At 61.6% G+C, this 19,637-nt stretch carries 18 protein-coding genes; 11 read left to right on the plus strand and 7 right to left on the minus strand.

What is annotated here, in order from left to right; all coding sequences use genetic code 11:
• Positions 1-27 precede the first annotated feature (27 nt).
• Positions 28-429 (minus strand): GFA family protein, encoded by a 402-nt coding sequence (locus ACMGF5_RS08210; protein ID WP_046786718.1) that lies wholly within the window; start codon positions 427-429, stop codon positions 28-30.
• 266 nt (positions 430-695) lie between these two features.
• Between ACMGF5_RS08210 and ACMGF5_RS08215 the strand changes: the two genes are divergently transcribed.
• The 9 genes from ACMGF5_RS08215 to ACMGF5_RS08255 all read left to right on the plus strand — a co-directional run bounded on the left by ACMGF5_RS08215 (position 696) and on the right by ACMGF5_RS08255 (position 10,897).
• Positions 696-2,003, plus strand: coding sequence for a CitMHS family transporter (locus ACMGF5_RS08215; protein ID WP_012316833.1), 1,308 nt, complete (start codon positions 696-698; stop codon positions 2,001-2,003).
• Between the two features lie 73 nt (positions 2,004-2,076).
• Positions 2,077-2,847 (plus strand): TerC family protein, encoded by a 771-nt coding sequence (locus ACMGF5_RS08220; RefSeq protein WP_012316834.1) that lies wholly within the window; start codon positions 2,077-2,079, stop codon positions 2,845-2,847.
• Between the two features lie 228 nt (positions 2,848-3,075).
• Positions 3,076-4,734 carry a Na/Pi cotransporter family protein gene (locus ACMGF5_RS08225; RefSeq protein ID WP_046786720.1) on the plus strand — a complete coding sequence of 553 codons (1,659 nt, stop codon included), beginning with the start codon at positions 3,076-3,078 and terminating at the stop codon, positions 4,732-4,734.
• A 30-nt stretch (positions 4,735-4,764) separates the two neighbouring features.
• Positions 4,765-6,171 carry a M16 family metallopeptidase gene (locus ACMGF5_RS08230; protein WP_115273167.1) on the plus strand — a complete coding sequence of 469 codons (1,407 nt, stop codon included), beginning with the start codon at positions 4,765-4,767 and terminating at the stop codon, positions 6,169-6,171.
• A gap of 90 nt (positions 6,172-6,261) precedes the next feature.
• Complete coding sequence (locus ACMGF5_RS08235) at positions 6,262-7,284, plus strand: DUF5924 family protein (protein ID WP_046786722.1); 1,023 nt, start codon at positions 6,262-6,264, stop codon at positions 7,282-7,284.
• A 123-nt stretch (positions 7,285-7,407) separates the two neighbouring features.
• Entirely contained in the window at positions 7,408-8,541 is a 1,134-nt protein-coding gene (locus ACMGF5_RS08240; protein ID WP_046786723.1) for an ABC transporter permease, read from the plus strand.
• Complete coding sequence (locus ACMGF5_RS08245; RefSeq protein WP_115273168.1) at positions 8,538-9,329, plus strand: ABC transporter ATP-binding protein; 792 nt, start codon at positions 8,538-8,540, stop codon at positions 9,327-9,329. Before ACMGF5_RS08240 ends, ACMGF5_RS08245 begins: the two co-directional genes overlap by 4 nt.
• Positions 9,330-9,332: 3 nt before the next feature.
• Positions 9,333-10,271, plus strand: a complete 939-nt coding sequence (locus tag ACMGF5_RS08250) for an MlaD family protein (protein ID WP_115273169.1) — start codon at positions 9,333-9,335, stop codon at positions 10,269-10,271.
• Entirely contained in the window at positions 10,268-10,897 is a 630-nt protein-coding gene (locus ACMGF5_RS08255) for an ABC-type transport auxiliary lipoprotein family protein (RefSeq protein WP_115273170.1), read from the plus strand. The genes ACMGF5_RS08250 and ACMGF5_RS08255 overlap by 4 nt, the downstream gene beginning before the upstream one ends.
• Here the strand turns inward: ACMGF5_RS08255 and ACMGF5_RS08260 are convergent.
• The 6 genes from ACMGF5_RS08260 to ACMGF5_RS08285 all read right to left on the minus strand — a co-directional run bounded on the left by ACMGF5_RS08260 (position 10,879) and on the right by ACMGF5_RS08285 (position 16,298).
• Complete coding sequence (locus ACMGF5_RS08260) at positions 10,879-12,108, minus strand: nucleoside recognition domain-containing protein (protein WP_012316842.1); 1,230 nt, start codon at positions 12,106-12,108, stop codon at positions 10,879-10,881. The two genes, ACMGF5_RS08255 and ACMGF5_RS08260, sit on opposite strands and share 19 nt — an antisense overlap.
• 152 nt (positions 12,109-12,260) lie before the next feature.
• Positions 12,261-13,589, minus strand: coding sequence for a glutamate/aspartate:proton symporter GltP (gene gltP, locus ACMGF5_RS08265; protein ID WP_012316843.1), 1,329 nt, complete (start codon positions 13,587-13,589; stop codon positions 12,261-12,263).
• Positions 13,590-14,323: 734 nt separating this feature from the next.
• Positions 14,324-14,794: an inhibitor of vertebrate lysozyme family protein gene (locus ACMGF5_RS08270; protein WP_046786729.1), complete on the minus strand. Its 471-nt coding sequence runs from the start codon at positions 14,792-14,794 to the stop codon at positions 14,324-14,326.
• A 2-nt stretch (positions 14,795-14,796) separates the two neighbouring features.
• Positions 14,797-14,958, minus strand: coding sequence for a DUF1328 domain-containing protein (locus tag ACMGF5_RS08275; RefSeq protein WP_003252966.1), 162 nt, complete (start codon positions 14,956-14,958; stop codon positions 14,797-14,799).
• Between the two features lie 56 nt (positions 14,959-15,014).
• Complete coding sequence (locus ACMGF5_RS08280) at positions 15,015-15,299, minus strand: hypothetical protein (protein WP_046786730.1); 285 nt, start codon at positions 15,297-15,299, stop codon at positions 15,015-15,017.
• A gap of 177 nt (positions 15,300-15,476) precedes the next feature.
• A complete protein-coding gene (locus ACMGF5_RS08285) occupies positions 15,477-16,298 on the minus strand; it encodes a BON domain-containing protein (protein ID WP_125924268.1) in 822 nt (273 codons plus the stop codon).
• 210 nt (positions 16,299-16,508) lie between these two features.
• On the opposite strand from ACMGF5_RS08285, the gene algB reads away from it, so the two are divergent.
• Both algB and ACMGF5_RS08295 read left to right on the plus strand, forming a co-directional pair.
• Complete coding sequence (gene algB, locus ACMGF5_RS08290; protein WP_046786732.1) at positions 16,509-17,855, plus strand: sigma-54-dependent response regulator transcription factor AlgB; 1,347 nt, start codon at positions 16,509-16,511, stop codon at positions 17,853-17,855.
• Positions 17,852-19,630 (plus strand): KinB sensor domain-containing domain, encoded by a 1,779-nt coding sequence (locus ACMGF5_RS08295; protein WP_115273172.1) that lies wholly within the window; start codon positions 17,852-17,854, stop codon positions 19,628-19,630. Before algB ends, ACMGF5_RS08295 begins: the two co-directional genes overlap by 4 nt.
• Positions 19,631-19,637: the final 7 nt, after the last annotated feature.

Raw genomic sequence — 19,637 nt, forward strand, 5'->3', positions numbered from 1 at the left:
GACAGGGCGGGCAATGCCATCCAGAGGCTAGCGTTTTTCCTCTTCCTCTTCAGGCAAACCTTCATCCACATGCAGCCAGGGCAACCGGCTCCCGGTCCAAATGTGCCGCGTGGCCCGCACCCGTTCCGGGTGGTCCAGCGTCGCTACCGTCACATCGATGCTGCCCGGGCTATGCGACGTCACCAACGCCACATGTGCACCACAATCACCGCAGAAGTAGCGCTTGCAACTGGCCGGAGCCACATAGCACTGCGGCCTGCCCGCCACCCATTGGAAACCGGAGCGAGGCACGGTGAGCCAGGTCACCAGCAGGCCGCCGCTGACCCGCCTGCAGATCGAGCAATGGCAATGGGCGATATCCGTCAACTCACCCTTCAAGCAATAACGCAAGGCGCCGCAATGGCAGCCACCTTCAGTTACATCAGACATCTCCTACCTCCCGTCGCCCTTTTCCTGGCGAAAGCTGGCTGAAAGCTTGCCCCCATAGGATAGCCACCACTACCGGCACAAGACCGGTCAGCCAGGGCACCCGGAATCTTCCGCGCCCGGCCCAATCAACAACAACAATGGTGATTCTGATGTATTCCTGTGCCCGCCCTTTCGCAGTCCCCCCCCGCTTGCTCCCCGCGCAGCGCTCAACGCGCTGATTCGCCCGATCGACTTTCCTTTCGCCGCGCCACGCCTGGAGTATTGCCATGCTGACCTTCCTCGGCTTTGCCATGGTCATCACCTTCATGTACCTGATCATGACCAAGCGCCTGTCGGCCTTGATCGCGCTGATCCTGGTACCGATCCTGTTCGCCCTGTTCGGTGGTTTTTCCGCCAAGATCGGCCCGATGATGCTCGAAGGCATCAGCAAGCTCGCGCCCACCGGCGTCATGCTGATGTTCGCCATCCTTTACTTCGCCCTGATGATCGACTCCGGCCTGTTCGACCCGGCGGTGCGCAAGATCCTCAAGCTGGTCAAGGGCGACCCGCTGAAAGTCTCGGTCGGCACCGCCGTGCTGGCCCTGGTGGTCTCGCTGGACGGTGACGGCGCCACCACCTACATGATCTGCTGCGCCGCCATGCTGCCCCTGTACAGCCGCCTGGGCATGAGCCCGCGGATCATGGCCGGCCTGATCATACTCGCCGGTGGGGTGATGAACATGACCCCATGGGGCGGCCCTACTGCCCGCGCAGCCAGTGCCCTGCACGTAGACCCTTCGGACATTTTCGTACCGATGATCCCGGCCATGGTCTTTGGCGTGCTGGCGATCCTGGCCATCGCCTACATGTACGGCAAGCGTGAGCGTGCCCGCCTGGGTGAACTGCACCTGCCTACCGACGACATCGATCACAGCGAAATCACCGTGTCGCAGTTCCCCGACGCACGCCGGCCGAAGCTTCTGTGGTTCAACGGTGCGCTCACCGCTGCGCTGATGGCTGCACTGATCGCAGGCCTGCTACCACTGCCGGTGCTGTTCATGATCGCCTTCAGCATCGCCATGATCGTCAACTACCCTTGCCTTCAGCAGCAGAAGGACCGTATTGCCGCCCACGCTGGCAGCGTACTCGCCGTGACCGGGCTGATCTTCGCCGCCGGTATCTTCACCGGCATCCTGTCGGGCACCGGCATGGTCGAGGCCATGTCCAAAAGCTTGCTGGCGGTCATTCCCGAAGCGCTGGGCCCTTACCTGGCGGTGATCACCGCGATCGTGAGCATGCCGTTCACCTTCTTCATGTCCAATGACGCCTTCTATTACGGCGTGCTGCCGGTGCTGGCCGAAGCGGCCAGCCACTACGGCATCAGCCCGGTGGAAATGGCCCGCGCTTCGATCGTCGGCCAGCCGGTACACCTGCTGAGCCCGCTGGTACCCTCGACCTACCTGCTGGTGGCGCTGGCAGGCATCGAATTCGGTGATCATCAGCGCTTCACCCTCAAGTGGGCAGTACTGGTGTGCATGTGCATAATGCTCGCCGCACTGCTGATGGGCATTTTTCCGCTGTTCAGCAGTCTGTAAATAAACGCCTGTCACCGCAACGCGAAGTGCCCTGTGCAGGGGCGCTTCGCCACTATCGTTCGAAGGAATACACATGGAATGGCTGACCAGCCCGGAAATCTGGGTTGCCTTTTTCACCCTCACTGCGCTTGAGATCGTTCTCGGTATCGACAACATCATCATGATCTCGATTCTGGTCAGCCGCATGCCCAAGCACATGCAGGCGCGCACCCGAATCTTCGGCCTGGCCCTGGCCATGGTCACCCGCATTTTGCTGTTGCTGTCGATCACCTGGGTCATGCGCCTGACTGCCGACCTGTTCGTGGTATTCGGCCAGGGCATCTCGGGCCGCGACCTGATTCTGTTCTTTGGCGGCCTGTTCCTGCTGTGGAAAAGCTCGCAGGAGATCTACCACGGCCTGGAAGGCGAGGACGAAAGCGGTGACGAGCCCAAGGGCAAGGGCGGCACGTTCCTCTTCACCATCATTCAGATCGCCATCATCGACATCGTGTTCTCCCTGGACTCGGTGATCACTGCTGTAGGCATGGTTTCGCATGTGCCGGTGATGGTCGCAGCAATCATCGTTGCAGTACTGGTGATGATGTTGTGCGCCGGTGCCATCAGCAACTTCATCGACAAGCACCCTTCGCTGAAGATGCTTGCGCTTTCGTTCCTGATCGTCGTAGGTACCGTGCTGATCGCCGAATCTTTCGATGTGCACGTGCCCAAGGGCTACGTCTACTTCGCCATGGCGTTCTCGCTGGGGGTGGAGGCCATCAACATCCGCATGCGCACCGCCATGGCGCGCAAGCGCGGCAAGGAGCAAGACGCAGTTAAATTGCGCAAGGACATTCCGGGTCAGTAAGCACCGCGAACGCAGTATTCGAGGGCCCTCATCAGGGCCCTTTTTCATGCCTTGGGTTTCGTGACAGACAGGTTTCAAATACTGGCCGAGCATGCCAAGCTGGCGACAGGCCCGCAAAACAACTAAAGCTTGAGTAAGCACTGGATAAAAACACCCACCCCCGGGCCAGGCTTACCGCTTCACCCATTGGCTCCGCCTTTGGAGCCCCGATAAGAGGGGGGCTACACCATGCTGACCCTGCTCAACCTGCTTTCCGCCGTCGCGTTGCTGGTATGGGGCACGCACATCGTCCGTACCGGCATCCTGAGAGTGTTCGGCTCCAACCTGCGCCGGGTCCTGAGCCAGAACATGAACCGGCGGCCATTGGCATTCATCGCCGGTATCCTGGTCACGGCCGTAGTGCAGAGCAGCAACGCGACCGCCATGCTGGTGACGTCATTCGTGGGTCAGGGCTTGATGGCCATGACCCCGGCCTTGGCAATCATGCTCGGTGCAGATGTCGGCACTGCACTGATGGCCAGGGTGCTTACCCTGGACCTTTCATGGCTCTCGCCGTTGCTGATATTCCTGGGTGTGATCTTTTTTCTGTCGCGCAAGCAAACGCGCGCGGGCCAGCTGGGCCGGGTAGGCATCGGCCTGGGTCTGATCATTCTGGCGCTGGAACTGATCGTTCAGGCGGCCACCCCCATCACCCAGGCTCAGGGTGTGAAAGTACTGTTCGCCTCATTGACCGGAGACATCCTGCTCGATGCTTTGGCTGGCGCAGTGTTCGCCATGGTTTCGTACTCCAGCCTGGCAGCAGTGCTGCTGACCGCCACCCTGGCCGGCGCTGAACTGATCAGCCTGCCAGTGGCCATCGGCCTGGTGGTCGGCGCCAACATCGGCAGCGGGCTGCTGGCCTTTCTCAGCACCAGCATGCAGAACGCCGCGGGCCGGCGAGTGGCCTTGGGCAGCCTGTTGTACAAGCTGATCGGCCTGGTGCTGATCATTCCGGTGCTCAATCCACTGGTGGCGTGGATGGACTCGCTGAGCTTCAGCCCACAGGAGCTGGTGATCGGCTTCCACCTGCTCTACAACACGCTGCGTTGCCTGGTCCTGCTGCCCACCGTCAAGCCCATGGGGCGCCTGTGCAACTGCTTGTTGCCGGAGCGCGAGAACGGTAACGGCCAAGTGCGCCCACGCCACCTGGACGCCTCGGCACTCACCACACCCAGCCTGGCCTTGGCCAATGCTGCCCGCGAAACGTTGCGCCTGGGCGATATCGTCGACAGCCTGCTCGAGGCCATGCTCAACGCCCTGCGCGGCACCCAGACCGCCCTCCCACAGCAGGTTCGTGCCCTGGGCGAAGATGCCGAAGCGCTGTACAGCGCCATCAAACTGTACCTGGCCCAAATGCCCCGGGAAGACCTCAGCGATCAGGACAACAGGCGCTGGGCCGAAATCATCGAACTGGCGATCAACCTCAAGCTGGCCTGTGACCTGGTCGAACGCATGCTGCGCAAGGTCCAACAGCAGAAGACCAGCCAACGCCGGGAGTTTTCCCAGGTCGGCCTGCAAGAGCTGGCCGGCCTGCAAGAGCAATTGCTGACCAATCTGCGCCTGGGCCTTTCGGTATTTCTCAGCGCCGACCCAGAGAGCGCACGCTTGCTGTTGCGGGAAAAACGCCGCTTCCGTGCCCAGGAAAGACGCCTGGCCCATGCCCATGTCAGCCGCCTGCAACGCAAGGTAGTGCAAAGTATCGAGACCAGTTCGCTACACTTGGAGCTGATCGCTGACATGAAGCGGTTGAACTCTTTGTTCTGCAGCAGTGCCTATGTGGTACTGGGTGGCTCGGACACCGGCGGGCTAATGCTCGACAGTGTGCCGGACGAAGCCCGCCTACCCTGATCTCGCCTACCTGGAGACCCAAGCTCGCCCATGCGTTGCCTGACCTTCGTTTGCCTGCTGATCTGTAGCCTGCACTCCTTCGCCCTCGATCGTTCGCGGGTCGAGGGCTACCTGCTGCCCAACGGTCTGCAGGTTATTCTTAAATCCGGCTACGAACGCGATCATGTGGCGATCCGCCTGGTGGTGGGTGTGGGCCTGGACGACTTCGACTGCGAGCAGAAAGAGCTGCCGCACCTGCTCGAGCACTTGCTGTTCAGCGGCATCGACGAGACCGGTGAGGGCGGCCTGGAAGAGCGCCTGCAGGCTTTGGGTGGCGAATGGAATGCCTTCACCAGCAGCGCCGACACCACCTTCGTCATCGAGGCCCCGGCGCGCAACCAGCGCAAAGTGCTCGACCTGCTGCTGGCGGTACTGCGCGACACCCGCATCGACGCCAAGGCGTTGGCCACGGCCAAGCGCATCATCGAACGTGAAGACGGCGGCCACTACGGCCACCTGCAACGTTGGCTCGACCGCCAGGACATCGGCCATCCGGCCAGCGATCAGTTGGCAACCGAACTGGGCCTCAAATGCCCGGAACGCTCCAACCTCGATGGCATGACGCTTGAGCAGGTGCAGGCCCTGCGTGATCGCTGGTACGCCGCCAACAACATGACCTTGATCATGGTTGGCGGCCTCGATCGGCTGCTGCCGGCCTACTTGGAGCGCACCTACGGCGAGCTGCCCGCCACCGAGCCGCAGGAGCGGCGCAACCTGGAAAGCATCAGCCAGCAGGCCGAACAGCGACGCGACCTGACCCGTGGTTTTCTGGGCGACAGCGTCAAACTGCACTGGTTGTTCATCGAGCCGGTACTGGACAACGACCACCAGTCGACCCTCGACCTGCTCTCACGCTATCTGGACTGGGCCCTGTACGACCAGTTGCGCCTGCGTAACGGCCTGTCCTATGGGCCTTCGGCACAACGCGAAAGCTTTGGTGACAGCGGCCTGCTCAGCCTGAACGCTGACCTTGAGCGCGACGACGTCGACGAGGCGGTCAAGGTGATGCAGAAACTGTTCGACCACTTGCGCGAGGACGGCCTTGATCCGGATACATTCGCCCGTATCAAGGAGGCCGCCGTCGCCAAGGAAAGCTGGAGCACCCAGGGCAACAGCGCGCTGGCCGATTACTACTGGGGGGCACTCAACGCCTACAGCAACGGGCGCTTTGCCGACCCGGCCCGACAGCTGCGACAGGTCAGCCTGGAGCAGGCCAACGAGGCGCTGAAGGCATTGCTCAAGGATGAGGGTTATCTGCGCATCGAGAAGCCGTTGCTTGGGTATGACGAGCTGTATGGGCTGATTGCGCTGCTACTGGGGGTGATCCTGGCTGCCGGGCTGCTACGTCGCCGGCGTACTTCACCCCAACCACCGAGCGGTGCTACACGGCAGCGGTGATTCGGCGGTATCCTTTCGCCAGTACCGGCCTCTTCGCGGGTTTACCCGCGACGGCGCGGCACAGTCACCCTATCACTCTGTTGTATACCCATGCCCCCTATTCCCCATATCGTCCAGCGCGTCATCGAACTGCTCAAACGCTACCCCGGCATCATCGCGCTCGGCGGTTTCCTCTCCGGTATCGGCAGCTTCATTCTGGTCGACCGCCAGGCCAGCCTGGCCAGCTGGGTCGCCATTCTCATGCTGGTGAGCTGGATCTGGCTGATGCTGGAGAACACCCTGACAGGCCTGTTCGCCCGTACCTTCAAACGGGAAATTCCTCAGCCGCTGCTGCGCTATGCGACGCAGATGATCCACCAGGAAAGCCTGTTCTTCGTACTGCCGTTCTTTTTCATCACCACCACCTGGAACAGTGGCCAACTGGTATTCACCGGCCTGCTCGGTGCCGCCGGGCTGGTCTCGATCATCGACCCGCTGTACTACAAGTGGCTGGCACCGCGGCGCTGGCTGTTCATGGCGCTGCACACCCTCACCCTGTTCGCCGCGCTGTTGACAGCCCTGCCGATCATCCTGCACCTGACCACCGCGCAAAGCTTCAAGCTGGCACTGGTTGCGGCCATGGTGCTGTCGTTCCCGAGCCTGGCCAGCAGTTTCCCGATCAACACCTGGCGGCGCGGCGTGGCGCTGGTACTGGTGACCCTCGCGGTCGGCGGGGGCGGTTGGTTACTGCGCTCGTGGGTCCCACCGGCCACCCTGTGGATGACCGAAGTGGCGGTCAGCACTGAGGTATTGAACCGCCAGCCCGGCGAATCGCTGGATGAAGTTGCCGCCAGCCGCATTCGCAGCAGCGGCCTGTATGCCTACACCGCCATCAACGCACCGCGCGGCCTCAACGAGCGCATCTACCACGTGTGGCAGAAGGACGGCAAGGAAGTGGACCGTATCGCCCTGGATATCCATGGCGGGCGCAAGGAAGGCTACCGTGCGTGGACCCACAAGCAGAACTTCCCGCCAAACCCCGCAGGTAAATGGCAGGTGCGCGTGCTGACCGAAGATGGCCAAGTGATCGGTGTACTGCGCTTCAAGGTGGTAGACGACGCGCCGGCGAAGTAAGCGCTCCTGTGGGCCGGCTCGCCGGCGATTGGGCCGCAACGCGGCCCCAACAGCACTCAGCACATTTCAACAAACCCCGCCATGCCTGCTGCGCTATGATCAGCCTCTACGCCTGTCAGATGCATGGAGCCTATGACCACCCCCAGCGCCACTCTGGACACCAGCAGCCAACCGGCCTGCCTGCGCATTGCCGGTGACTGGACCCTGGCCCACTACGCCAGCCTCAAGCGCGACAGCGAACACCTGCGCACCCAATACGGCGCCGACGCCGTAGCCGATCTCAGCCAACTGGGCCAGCTCGATACCGCCGGTGCCTCGCTACTGGCTGAGCTGCTGGGCTCTGAGCGCCTGTCGCACTGCACTCAACAGCTGCCCGCTGCCAGCCGCGCCCTGCTCAAGAACGTCTACTGCTCGGTTCAGGACTACTGCATCCCGGTAAAGGAACCCGAGCGCCCTGTGCTGCTCCTGCTGCTGGAGCGCATCGGCCGCGCGGTCAATACGTTGTGGCAAGACACCCTGCAGTTGCTCGGCTTCATCGGCCTGATCCTGGAGACCCTGCTGCGCCGGGCCTTGCAACCGCATCGCTGGCGGCTCACCCCGGTTGTCTCGCATATCGAGCAGACAGGTCTGGACGCCGCGCCTATCGTCGCGTTGCTGACGTTTCTAGTGGGCGCGGTGGTCGCCTTCCTCGGGGCGACCGTGCTGGCCGATTTCGGCGCAACCGTGTTCACCGTCGACCTGGTGGCATTCTCGTTCCTGCGCGAATTCGCCGTGTTGCTGACTGCCATCCTGATGGCCGGCCGCACAGCCAGTGCCTTCACTGCCCAGATCGGCTCGATGAAGGCCAACGAGGAGATCGACGCCATCCGTACCCTGGGCCTGAACCCGATCGAACTGCTGGTCGTACCCCGGGTGCTGGCACTGCTGATCTCGCTGCCGCTGCTGACCTTCGTCGCGATGATCTGCGGCATCGTCGGCGGTGCTGTGGTGTGCGCGCTTTCACTGGATATTTCGCCGGCCATGTTCCTCTCGCTGCTGCAAAGCGATATTGGCGTGCAGCACTTTCTCGTCGGCTTGGCCAAGGCACCCTTCTTTGCCTTCCTGATCGCGGCCATTGGCTGCCTGGAAGGCTTCAAGGTCAGCGGCAGCGCTGAGTCGGTAGGCGCCCATACCACCTCCAGCGTGGTTCAGTCGATCTTCGTGGTCATCGTGCTCGACGCAGTGGCTGCGCTGTTCTGCATGGAGATGGGCTGGTGAGTACCCCGGAAGCAGTGATCCAGGCGCGGGGCATCTGCAACCGCTTCGGCAGCCAGAGCGTGCACGAAAACCTCGATCTGGACCTTTACCGCGGTGAAATCCTGGCCGTGGTTGGCGGTTCGGGCAGCGGCAAGTCGGTGCTGTTACGCAGCATCATAGGGCTACGGCTGCCGAATGAAGGCCAGATCAAAGTGTTTGGCCAGAACCTGGCCGGCCTGCATGAAGAGCAACGCTCATTGGTCGAACGGCGCTTTGGCGTGTTGTTCCAGAAGGGTGCGCTGTTCTCCTCGCTGACCGTCACCGAGAACGTCGCATTGCCACTGATCGAGCATGCAGGCCTGTCGCGCGCCGATGCAGAACACCTGGCCGGGGTGAAGCTGGCCTTGGCCGGCCTGCCGATTTCGGCCGCAGACAAATACCCCTCTTCACTGTCCGGCGGCATGATCAAGCGCGCCGCACTTGCCCGCGCACTGGCCCTGGACCCGGACATCCTGTTCCTTGACGAACCCACTGCCGGCCTCGACCCGATCGGCGCCGCCGCCTTCGACCAACTGATCCTCACCCTGCGCGACGCCCTGGGCCTGAGCGTGTTCCTCATCACCCACGATCTGGACACGCTCTACACCATCACTGACCGCATCGCGGTACTGTCGCAGAAGAAGGTGCTGGTGGCAGGCCCGCTGGCCCAAGTCGAACAGACCGACGACCCGTGGATTCACGATTACTTTCACGGCCCACGCGGACGGGCGGCTGAACAGGCCGCCAACCGTGCCGGGCAGGAGCGCTGAACGATGGAAACCCGAGCTCATCACGTCCTCATCGGCCTGGTCACCGTGCTGGTGGTGGCCGGTGCCATGCTGTTTGGCCTGTGGCTGACCAAGTCCAGCGTCGACGACGCCTTCAAGGACTACGAAGTGATCTTCAACGAAGCCGTCTCCGGGCTGTCCCGCGGCAGCCCCGTGCAATACAACGGCATCAAGGTCGGTGACGTGACCAGCCTGCGCCTGGACCCCAAGGACCCGCGCCGGGTGCTGGCCCGGGTTCGCCTGAGCGGCGATACCCCGGTCAAGGAAGACACCCAGGCGAAACTGACCCTCGCCGGCGTCACTGGCAACTCATTCATCCAGCTCAGCGGCGGCACTCCGAAAAGCCCAGAGCTCAAGGGCAAAGACGGCAAGTTGCCAGTGATAATCGCCTCGCCCTCCCCCATCTCGCAGCTACTCAATGACAGCAGCGACCTGGTCACCAACATCAACCTGCTGCTGCACAATGCGAACCAGATGTTCTCGGAAAACAATATCGACCGCCTGAGCAACACCCTGGCCAATCTGGAACAGACCACCAGTGCGTTCGCCAACCACAAAGGCGGCATTTCCCAGGCCATAGAACAGCTGGCCCAGGTCGGCAAACAGGCCAACGCCACGCTGGCCGAAACCCAAGCGCTGATGCGCAATGCCAACAGCCTGCTCGGCACCGAGGGCAAACAGGCCATCGGCAGCGCCGAGCAGGCCATGCAATCGCTGGCCGCCAGCACTGCGACCATCAACAGCCTGCTCAATGACAACCGCCAGTCCATCGACGACGGCGCGCAAGGCCTCAACCAGCTGACACCGGCCATCCGCGAACTGCGTGAAACCCTCAACTCACTCAAGGGCATTTCCCGACGCCTGGAAGCCGACCCGAGCGGCTACCTGCTTGGCCGCGACAACAACAAGGAGTTCCAGCCATGAAGCTGTCGCTGCGCCTGCTGGCCCTGACGGCCGCGCTGAGCCTGTCTGCCGCCTGCTCGATCCTGCCCCAGAGCGAGCCTGTGGACATCTACCGGCTGCCGGTCAACCAGGCCAGCCACAGCGCGACCCCGGTGCCATGGTCGTTACGCTTGAACAAGCCGCTGGCAAGCGAAGTGCTGGCCGGGCCACGCATCGCTGTGATCCCCAAGGGCGACGTGGTCAGCAGCTACAAAGGCGCCCGCTGGAGCGACCCGGTGCCGTTGCTGTTACGCAACCGCCTGCTCGATGGCTTCCAGCGCGACGGGCGTGTACAGCGTCTGAGCGCCGACGACAGCAACCTGCAGGCCGACTATGAACTGGCCGGTGAACTGCAGGCGTTTCAGAGCGAGTACCGGCCAACCGGTGCGGTGGAGGTGGTGATCCGCTATGACGCGCATCTGGTTCAGGGGCGCAGCCAGCGAATCCTTGCCAGCAAGCGTTTCGAGGTGCGTCAGCTGCTGGCAGATACGCAGGTTTCGGCCGTGGTGGCCGGCTTCGGCATGGCCAACGATCAACTCGCCGCGCAGGTGGTGAACTGGACCGTCGCGCAAAGCGCTCAGGCTCAGGCTCAGGCAAAGAACCAGTAGCAGACCAGGATGGCCGCAATGACACCGGACAGTTCGGCCAGCAAGGCGCAACCTACGGCATGGCGTACGCGCTGGATGCCGACAGCACCGAAATACACCGCCAGCACGTAGAACGTGGTTTCGGTGCTGCCCTGAACGGTAGCGGCTACCAGTGCCGGGAAGCTGTCCACGCCGTGGGTCTGCATGGTCTCGATCAGCATCGCCCGCGCCGCACTGCCGGAGAACGGCTTGACCAATGCGGTCGGCAGGCCCTCGACGAAGCGGGTGTCCATACCCATCCAACTTACCGCGTGACGAATGCCATCCAAGGCCAGCTCAAGGGCCCCGGAGGCGCGCAGCACACCAACGGCTACCAGCATGGCCACCAGGTAGGGCAGCAGGCTCTTGGCCACGTCGAACCCTTCCTTGGCGCCTTCGACAAAGGCCTCATACACCTTCACCCGCTTCAGCGCACCGATCACCAGGAACAGCATGATCACACCAAACAGCGTGAGGTTGCCCAGGACAGACGACAGGCTGGCCAGCGCAGCAGCCGACAGGGTACCGAGGAAGGCCATGAAGCCGCCCAGCAACAGAGCACCCGGGATCATGTAGGCCAGCACCACCGGGTCCCACAGGCGCAAGCGCTGCATCACCGCCACCGACAGCAGACCGACCAGGGTCGAAACGCTGGTCGCCAGCAGGATCGGCAGGAACACCAGGGTCGGGTCAGTAGCGCCTTGCTGGGCGCGGTACATGAAGATGGTGACCGGCAGCAGGGTCAGCGATGAGGCATTGAGCACCAGAAACAGGATTTGCGCGTTGCTCGCGGTGGTGCTGCTGGGGTTGAGCTCCTGCAGGGCGCGCATGGCTTTCAGGCCGATCGGCGTAGCGGCGTTGTCCAGGCCCAGGCCGTTGGCAGCAAAGTTCATGGTGATCAGGCCCAGTGCCGGGTGGCCGGGTGGCACTTGCGGCATCAGCCGGGCGAACAGCGGGCCGAGCACTTTGGCCAGCCATTCCACGATACCGGCCTTTTCCGCAATCTTGAGAAACCCCAGCCAGAGGGTAAGGGTGCCGAACAGCAGGATCATGACTTCGACCGACAGCTTGGCCATGGCGAAGATGCTCTCGACCATCGCGGCGAAAATGCCGGCGTTGCCGCCCACCAGCCATTGGGCCAGGGCCGATACGGCCGCCACCAGGAAAAAGCCAAGCCAAAGGCCGTTGAGCATCCGTGTGTTCCCCCTGAAAAGTGCCTGAATGATAACGCACCAACGGCTGCTTTAGCCTGCGCTGGCCACATCGCCGGTTCGCCGGCGATGTGGCCCTTACAGACAGCAAAAAGCCCCGAATGAATCGGGGCTCAATGTTCAACGCGTCAGGTTCAGCGCTTGGCGGTCTCGCCAACCAGCGCCGCTTCCTTCTTGTCCGCAATCAGCGAGGCGTAGTATTGCTCGCCCTTGGCGGCGTCGTACATGCCTTCCCAACGAGCGATCACCAGGGCAGCCAAGGCATTGCCGACCACGTTCAGAGCGGTACGCGCCATGTCCATGATGCGGTCGACACCTGCGATGAAGGCCAGGCCTTCCAGCGGGATGCCTACGCTGCCCAAGGTTGCCAGCAGGACCACGAACGATACGCCCGGCACACCGGCAATACCCTTGGAGGTCACCATCAGGGTCAGCACCAGCAGCAATTGCTGGCTCCAGGACAGGTCAATGCCGTACAGCTGGGCGATGAAGATCGCCGCGATGCTCTGGTACAGGGTCGAGCCGTCGAGGTTGAACGAGTAACCGGTCGGTACCACGAACGAGCAGATCGACTTCGGCGCACCGTACTTTTCCATCTTCTCGATGACACGCGGCAGCACGGTTTCGGAGCTGGACGTGGAGTAGGCCAGGATCAGCTCATCTTTCATGATGCGCATGATCTTGATTACCGAGAAGCCGAACAGGCGGGCTACAAGGCCCAGCACCATGAAGGCGAAGAAGGCGATGGCGAAGTACACCAGCAGCACCAGCTTGGCCAGCGGCAGCAGCGAGCTGAAGCCGAAGTTGGCGACCGTCACGGCGATCAGGGCGAATACGCCGATCGGGGCGTAGTTCATGATCATGTGGGTGACCTTGAACATGGTCTCCGACACGCCCTGGAAGGTACGCACCAGTGGTTCACGCAGGTCGGCCTGCAGGCTCGACAGGCCCAGGCCGAACAGCACCGAGAAGAAGATGATCGGCAGCATCTCGCCACGCATCAGCGCCGCGAAGATGTTCGACGGGATCAGGTTCAGCAGGGTCTCGATGAACGCATGCTCATGCTGCACCTCGGCGGCGGTCGCCTGGTACTTGGAGATGTCGACGGTGCCCAGGGTGCTCATGTCGATGCCGGCGCCCGGGTGGAACAGGTTTGCCAGCACCAGGCCGACAACGATGGCGATGGTTGTCACCACCTCGAAGTAGATGATGGTCTTCAGGCCGATGCTGCCCAGTTTCTTCGCGTCGCCAACCCCGGCGATGCCCACGATCAGCGACGAAATCACGATCGGGACGACGATCATCTTGATCAGGCGAATGAAGATGTCACCGGCGGGCTGGAGAACGTTGCTGATCCACCATGCCTTTTCTGCACTGAAATGATTCAGTAGCGCGCCGATTGCAACGCCCAGGACCAGACCGATGACGATCTGCCAGGCGAGGCTCAATTTTGCCTTCTTCATGTCTTTACCCTTTGTTCTAGTGATCACGGGCACCGACCGGAAAAGCACGTAACAGAGCCGTTGGCAACGTCACGGGCATCGTACAGCTTCCGTCCGGAGGCCTCATGTAAGGACACCGCAAGCGAGCGACAGGGCGCTCGGGCCAGCGAAAAGGCGGCAACTATTGCGATGGGCAAGGACGAAATCTAATGCCGGAAGCGCATACCCCATGCCGATTCGACATACAGCAATGCGTCAAAATGAGGCATTCGCAAGTCATTGATTTATAACGTTCGGAAACCCGAACACGACCAAACCGCCAGATCTCGGCTGATTTGGCAGTACGCAAAAGAGGACATTGATGGCCTGTTCGACAATCCGAATGGCCGAAATGACACCTGACAACGGCAGCGTTGAGCGAAAAAAAATTGATGTGCGGTCAAGACAAAATGTGTCTCAGCAGGAAAAAGCTGAAAGGGAGATGTTGAAATGAAGATGGCATCTCGGAAGTCAGGCCAGCTCTATGTGGGAAAACTCACTGCTGACCTGAACCTCCGATTTTGCCTTGCCTGACCCGGCCCATTGCTGGAGGCACTCCCTGTACCCCTAGGCCACTCCGATCCTGCAACAATCAGAACAGCCCGGCCCCTTGGTCATGTGCGGCCCCTCCTCGGGGCAGCGCATCATAGAAGCGAGAACTATAGAAAGGTTCCACTTCTATTACGTGACAGTGCGCGACCAATCGTCCCTGACACTCAGTACCAGTTCGGGTCACGCTTGAGCTGCTCCTTCAGCATCGCCTGCATGCCTTCATCCGGCTCACCCAGCCAACGATACTGCGCATGGCGGGTTGGGGCCTTGTCACTCGGCAGGCCCTCGGGTACCTCCACCAGCATCCCGTAGGCATCGTCCTTGTCCCAGCTGAACGCTACGATCAGGCGTTTGTAGGTGCAGTTGTCCTTGGACTCACACAGCGGTCCGACCAGATATTTGTCACCATCCTCGGTCACCGCGGACATCTGCTGCTGCGCACTGCCCGTCAGGTTGATCACCCAGTCGGGCAGGCGTTCCTCGCCTTTGATCGCGTCCTGCCAGGTCTCCCGGTACTCAGGGTCAGAGCCGAGCAACTTGTCGGCGCTGACCTGGCCATCATTGGCCGCCATCGCCGCTGCGCTACCCCCCAACAGCAGAGCGGCAGCTACGGCGTTGCAAAGCTTCCTGCTCATCGTCAACCTCGACCACGTCCAAAGAAGAAGGAGGCTACGAACAGGACCAGGAAGACAATGAACAGGATCTTCGCGATACCCGTGGCAGCGCCGGCGATACCACCGAAGCCGAGTACGGCGGCGACAATGGCGATGATGAGGAAAGTGATAGCCCAACTCAGCATGATGCTTCTCCTTTCTTTTTTGAAATCGATCCGGTCGGTGTCGAAACCGCAGCGCCTTAGAACACCCAGCGTTGCTGGGGCACGACTTTTTCGACTGTGGCCGGCGAGGTGTTGGCCGAAGGCAGCTTTTGCGCTGCCCTCACCAATGTGTTGGCACGTGTAGCCTGGATTTGCGCCAGCAGCGCAGTCTGCGCCGCAACCTGCTCAGTGAGTCGCGCGGTCTGCCAGCTGTAGTAAAAAAGGCCTGCGGCCAAAGCCAGCAGCAACGCCATCCCCAGTATCAGGAACTGGCGCAGTGGCAGTGCGGCGATCTGCGAACGGTTGACGGATTGGCGGTTCATGCCGGCTTCTCCTGCTGTAATTTTTCTATTCAAACCTGAACAGGTAATTGCAGCCTGCGTGCCAGTGGCTCGATTTCTAATAAATCCTTATAAATCAGATACTTATACAAACACATGATTGGGCCTGAGGACGTATCCTGCACGATGCCCGTCTTGGCGTCGTGCGTATTGCACGATTCATCCTTCAACCTTGGTCGCCACCTTGAGCAGATCGGCATCCACCCCACGTACGCCAATGATTTGCCGCGCGATCTCAACGGCGATGGTTTTCTGCTCGCTGCTGACCACCTCACCCGACAGCCGCACCATGCCGCCCTCACTGGCAACCTTGATGTTCAGGCCATCAAGGTTGCGGCTGAAGCGGAAGCTGTTCTGGATCTTGTCGATCACCCAACTGTCACTTGGCTGCGGCCCGGTGGACACGCCCACCGGCGTTTCGCGAGCCTGGGCCATGGCTGCGGAATCCAGACTGACCAGGTTGTTGACCAGGTACACACCGTCAGTGGTCCGCGCCACCACCCCAGCCAGTTCCTTGGCTTCAGCGCTGTCGACCTTGCCGCGCAGGGTGATCACACCTTCACTGCTCTGTACCTCGATAGGCGCCTTCTGCGTCGTACGGCTCCACAGCAGACGGGCACGAATGACGGCAGCCAGGGTTGCATCCTCAAGACGCTGAGCGTAAGCCCGCAATTCGAGCGGGCGCTCGACCAGCCCGGCGTTGACCTGCAACTGGTTATCGACCTGTTCGATGCCTCGAGTCGCCTGTGCGACGTGTTCGGCCAGCTGGCGCTCAACCTCATTCTCGACCTCACCCGTCAGGCGTGCCCGCTGGCCATCCACCTCGACCTCAATGCGAAACGGGTTGAGCATGCGGTTGAGTGCCAGCGCAGTCTGTAGGGAGCCCTCCAGGCGGGCATCCTGAACCGGGTCGGCAAACGCTGGGGTGCAAATGGATAACAGGCTGGCCGTCAACACAGCCGTTCGAGTGGTAAAAGGCATGACCGCACTCCTTCTGTAGGCTAAATCCACAAATCATCGCAACCAATGTGCCACCTCAATGCTCTAAGGCAATCATTGAGATATCGCGGGTTCACGGCATTCTTTGGCCATTGGCTAGCATGCATAGGACAGAATCCTTCAGAATTGACCATGCAACTTGCCCGATTTTTCCCACACTAAATGAAGATCTTTCCCAAAGGAGCGCTGGAAATGGAATCAGCCCAGGACAACCAAGGCCGTATTCTGCTTGTGGATGACGAGTCCGCGATCCTGCGCACCTTCCGCTACTGCCTCGAAGATGAAGGCTACAGCGTGGCCACCGCCAACAGTGCCGCGCAGGCCGAAGCCTTGCTCCAGCGCCAGGTGTTCGACCTGTGCTTCCTCGACCTGCGTCTGGGTGAAGACAACGGCCTGGATGTGCTGGCACAGATGCGCATCCAGGCACCGTGGATGCGGGTGGTGATCGTCACCGCGCATTCGGCCATCGACACTGCAGTCGATGCGATCCAGGCCGGTGCCGCCGACTACCTGGTCAAACCCTGCAGCCCCGACCAGTTGCGCCTGGCCACCGCCAAACAGCTGGAAGTCCGCCAATTGTCGGCACGCCTGGAGGCGCTCGAAGGTGAAGTGCGCAAGCCCAAAGACGGCCTGGACTCGCATAGCCCGGCAATGATGGCCGTGCTGGAAACCGCACGTCAGGTAGCCACCACCGACGCCAACATCCTCATTCTTGGCGAATCGGGGACCGGCAAGGGCGAACTGGCCCGCGCCATTCACAGCTGGAGCAAGCGTGCACGCAAGGCCTGCGTGACCATCAACTGCCCGTCGCTGAACGCCGAGCTGATGGAGAGCGAATTGTTCGGCCACACCCGCGGCGCATTCACTGGCGCCAGTGAAAGCACGCTGGGCCGCGTCAACCAGGCCGATGGCGGCACGCTGTTCCTCGACGAGATCGGCGATTTCCCCCTGACATTGCAACCCAAGTTACTGCGTTTCATCCAGGATAAAGAGTATGAGCGGGTAGGCGACCCTGTCACCCGACGCGCCGATGTGCGCATCCTCGCGGCGACCAACCTGAACCTGGAAGAAATGGTCCGCGAAAGCCGCTTCCGTGAAGACCTGCTCTACCGCCTGAACGTCATCACCCTGCACCTGCCGCCCCTGCGCGAGCGCAGTGAGGACATCCTTACCCTGGCCGATCGCTTTCTCGCCCGTTTCGTCAAGGAGTACGCGCGCCCTGCCCGCGGCTTCAGCGACGAAGCCCGCGCCGCGCTGCTCAATTACCGTTGGCCTGGCAATATCCGCGAACTGCGCAACGTGGTCGAACGCGCCAGCATCATCTGCCCACAGGACCGGGTGGAGATCATTCACTTGGGTATGGGCGAGCAACCTGCCGGCAGCGCTCCCCGGGTTGGTGCGGCGCTGAGCCTGGATGAACTGGAGCGTGCCCACATCGGCGCTGTGCTGGCAGCCAGTGACACACTGGACCAGGCCGCCAAGACCTTGGGTATCGATGCCTCGACCCTGTACCGCAAGCGTAAGCAGTACAACCTATGAAATGGCCGATGAAGCTGCGTACGCGGCTTTTCCTCAGCATTTCAGCGCTGATCACAGTCGCTCTGCTGGGCCTGATGCTAGGTTTGGTCAGCGTGTTGCAAATGACTGCCGCGCAGCAAGCTTCGGTGAGCAATACCACCCATGTCCTGGAAATAGGCTTGAAGCTTCGGCAGAACCTGGGCGAGCAACTGATGCTCATCCTCGATGCGCAAACTTCGCCTCAGAGCCTGCGAGCGCTGCAAGACAATTTCCAGGACCTGCTTGACCAAGGGCTTGCACAAGGCGGTGAACGTACCGGCTTCAACAAGGCCAGCAGCAACTATCAGGCCTTCCTGAGTGCCTATCGCCAAAGCCCTGCACCGGCAAACAGCATGGGTGCCGACCAGCCACTGGGCGCCGCGTTCAACCAAGTGCGCACCGACCTGATCGATTCGCACAAGCTTGCCATCGATTACATCACTCGCAGCGAACAACTGTCCCGCGACCGCGCTTTACTGGTCAGTGGTGTACTCGGCCTGACGGGCTTGGTGGTGCTGATGCTCGGCTTCTTTACCGCACACAACATCGCCCGCCGCTTCGGGCAACCCATCGAAGCCCTGGCCAAGGCCGCAGATCAACTCGGCCAAGGTAACTTCGATGTCACGTTGCCCGTCAGCCAAGCCATAGAAGTCAACCAGCTGACCCGCCGCTTCGGGCTGATGGCCGAGGCGCTGCGCAAGCACCAGGAGACCAACGTCGATGAACTGCTGGCCGGCCAACAACGCCTGCAGGCTGTGCTCGACAGCATCGACGATGGCCTGCTGATCATCGACCGCCAAGGCAACCTGGAGCATCTCAACCCGGTCGCCCAGCGCCAGCTCGGCTGGAGCAACAACCGCCTGGGCAGCCCCTTGGCAGAGGCACTGCAGCGCCCAGAACTGGAGCAACAGCTGCGCCAGGTGCTGCGCGGCGGTAGCCTGGACCGCCCACCTGAGGACCTGAGTATCGAGGTTGATGAAGAGTCACGCCTGCTGTCCTACAGCCTGACCCCGGTCAGCCACCCGCAAGGACCGATTCTCGGTGCCGTGATGGTGCTGCACGATGTGACCGAGCAGCGCGCTTTCGAGCGTGTGCGTAGCGAGTTCGTACTGCGCGCCTCCCACGAACTGCGTACGCCGGTCACCGGCATGCACATGGCCTTCGGCCTGCTGCGAGAGCGCGTGAAGTTTCCACCTGAGGCGCGTGAGAATGACCTGTTGGAGACCATCGGCGAGGAAATGCAGCGCCTGACCCAACTGATCAACGACCTGTTGAATTTTTCACGCTACCAGAGCGGGCTGCAAAAACTCGAACTCGCCCCCTGTGCCATCGACGAACTGCTCGAACGTGCCCAGGTACGGTTCAGCGAGCAGGCATCAGTCAAGCAGATCGAGCTGATCAAGGCGCTGGAGCCGCCGCTGCCTCGGATCCAGGCCGACATCGCCCAACTGGATCGTGTGCTCGACAACCTGCTGCACAACGCCATTCGGCATACCGGCAGCGGGGGGCGAATTCGCCTGCATGCGCGACGCCACGCGGAGCGCGTCATCATCAGCGTCGAGGACAATGGCGAAGGCATTGCCTACGGACAGCAGGGGCGCATTTTCGAACCCTTTGTACAGGTAGGGCGCAAGAAGGGCGGGGCCGGGCTGGGGCTGGCATTGTGCAAGGAAATCGTGCAATTGCACGGCGGCCGCATGGGCGTCTTCTCCCGGCCCGGGCAGGGAACACAGTTCTACATGGCTCTTCCGGTGTGATTTCTTG

Origin of the sequence: Pseudomonas sp. BNK-15, from assembly GCF_047456105.1 — a bacterium.
GTDB lineage: Bacteria > Pseudomonadota > Gammaproteobacteria > Pseudomonadales > Pseudomonadaceae > Aquipseudomonas > Aquipseudomonas putida_E.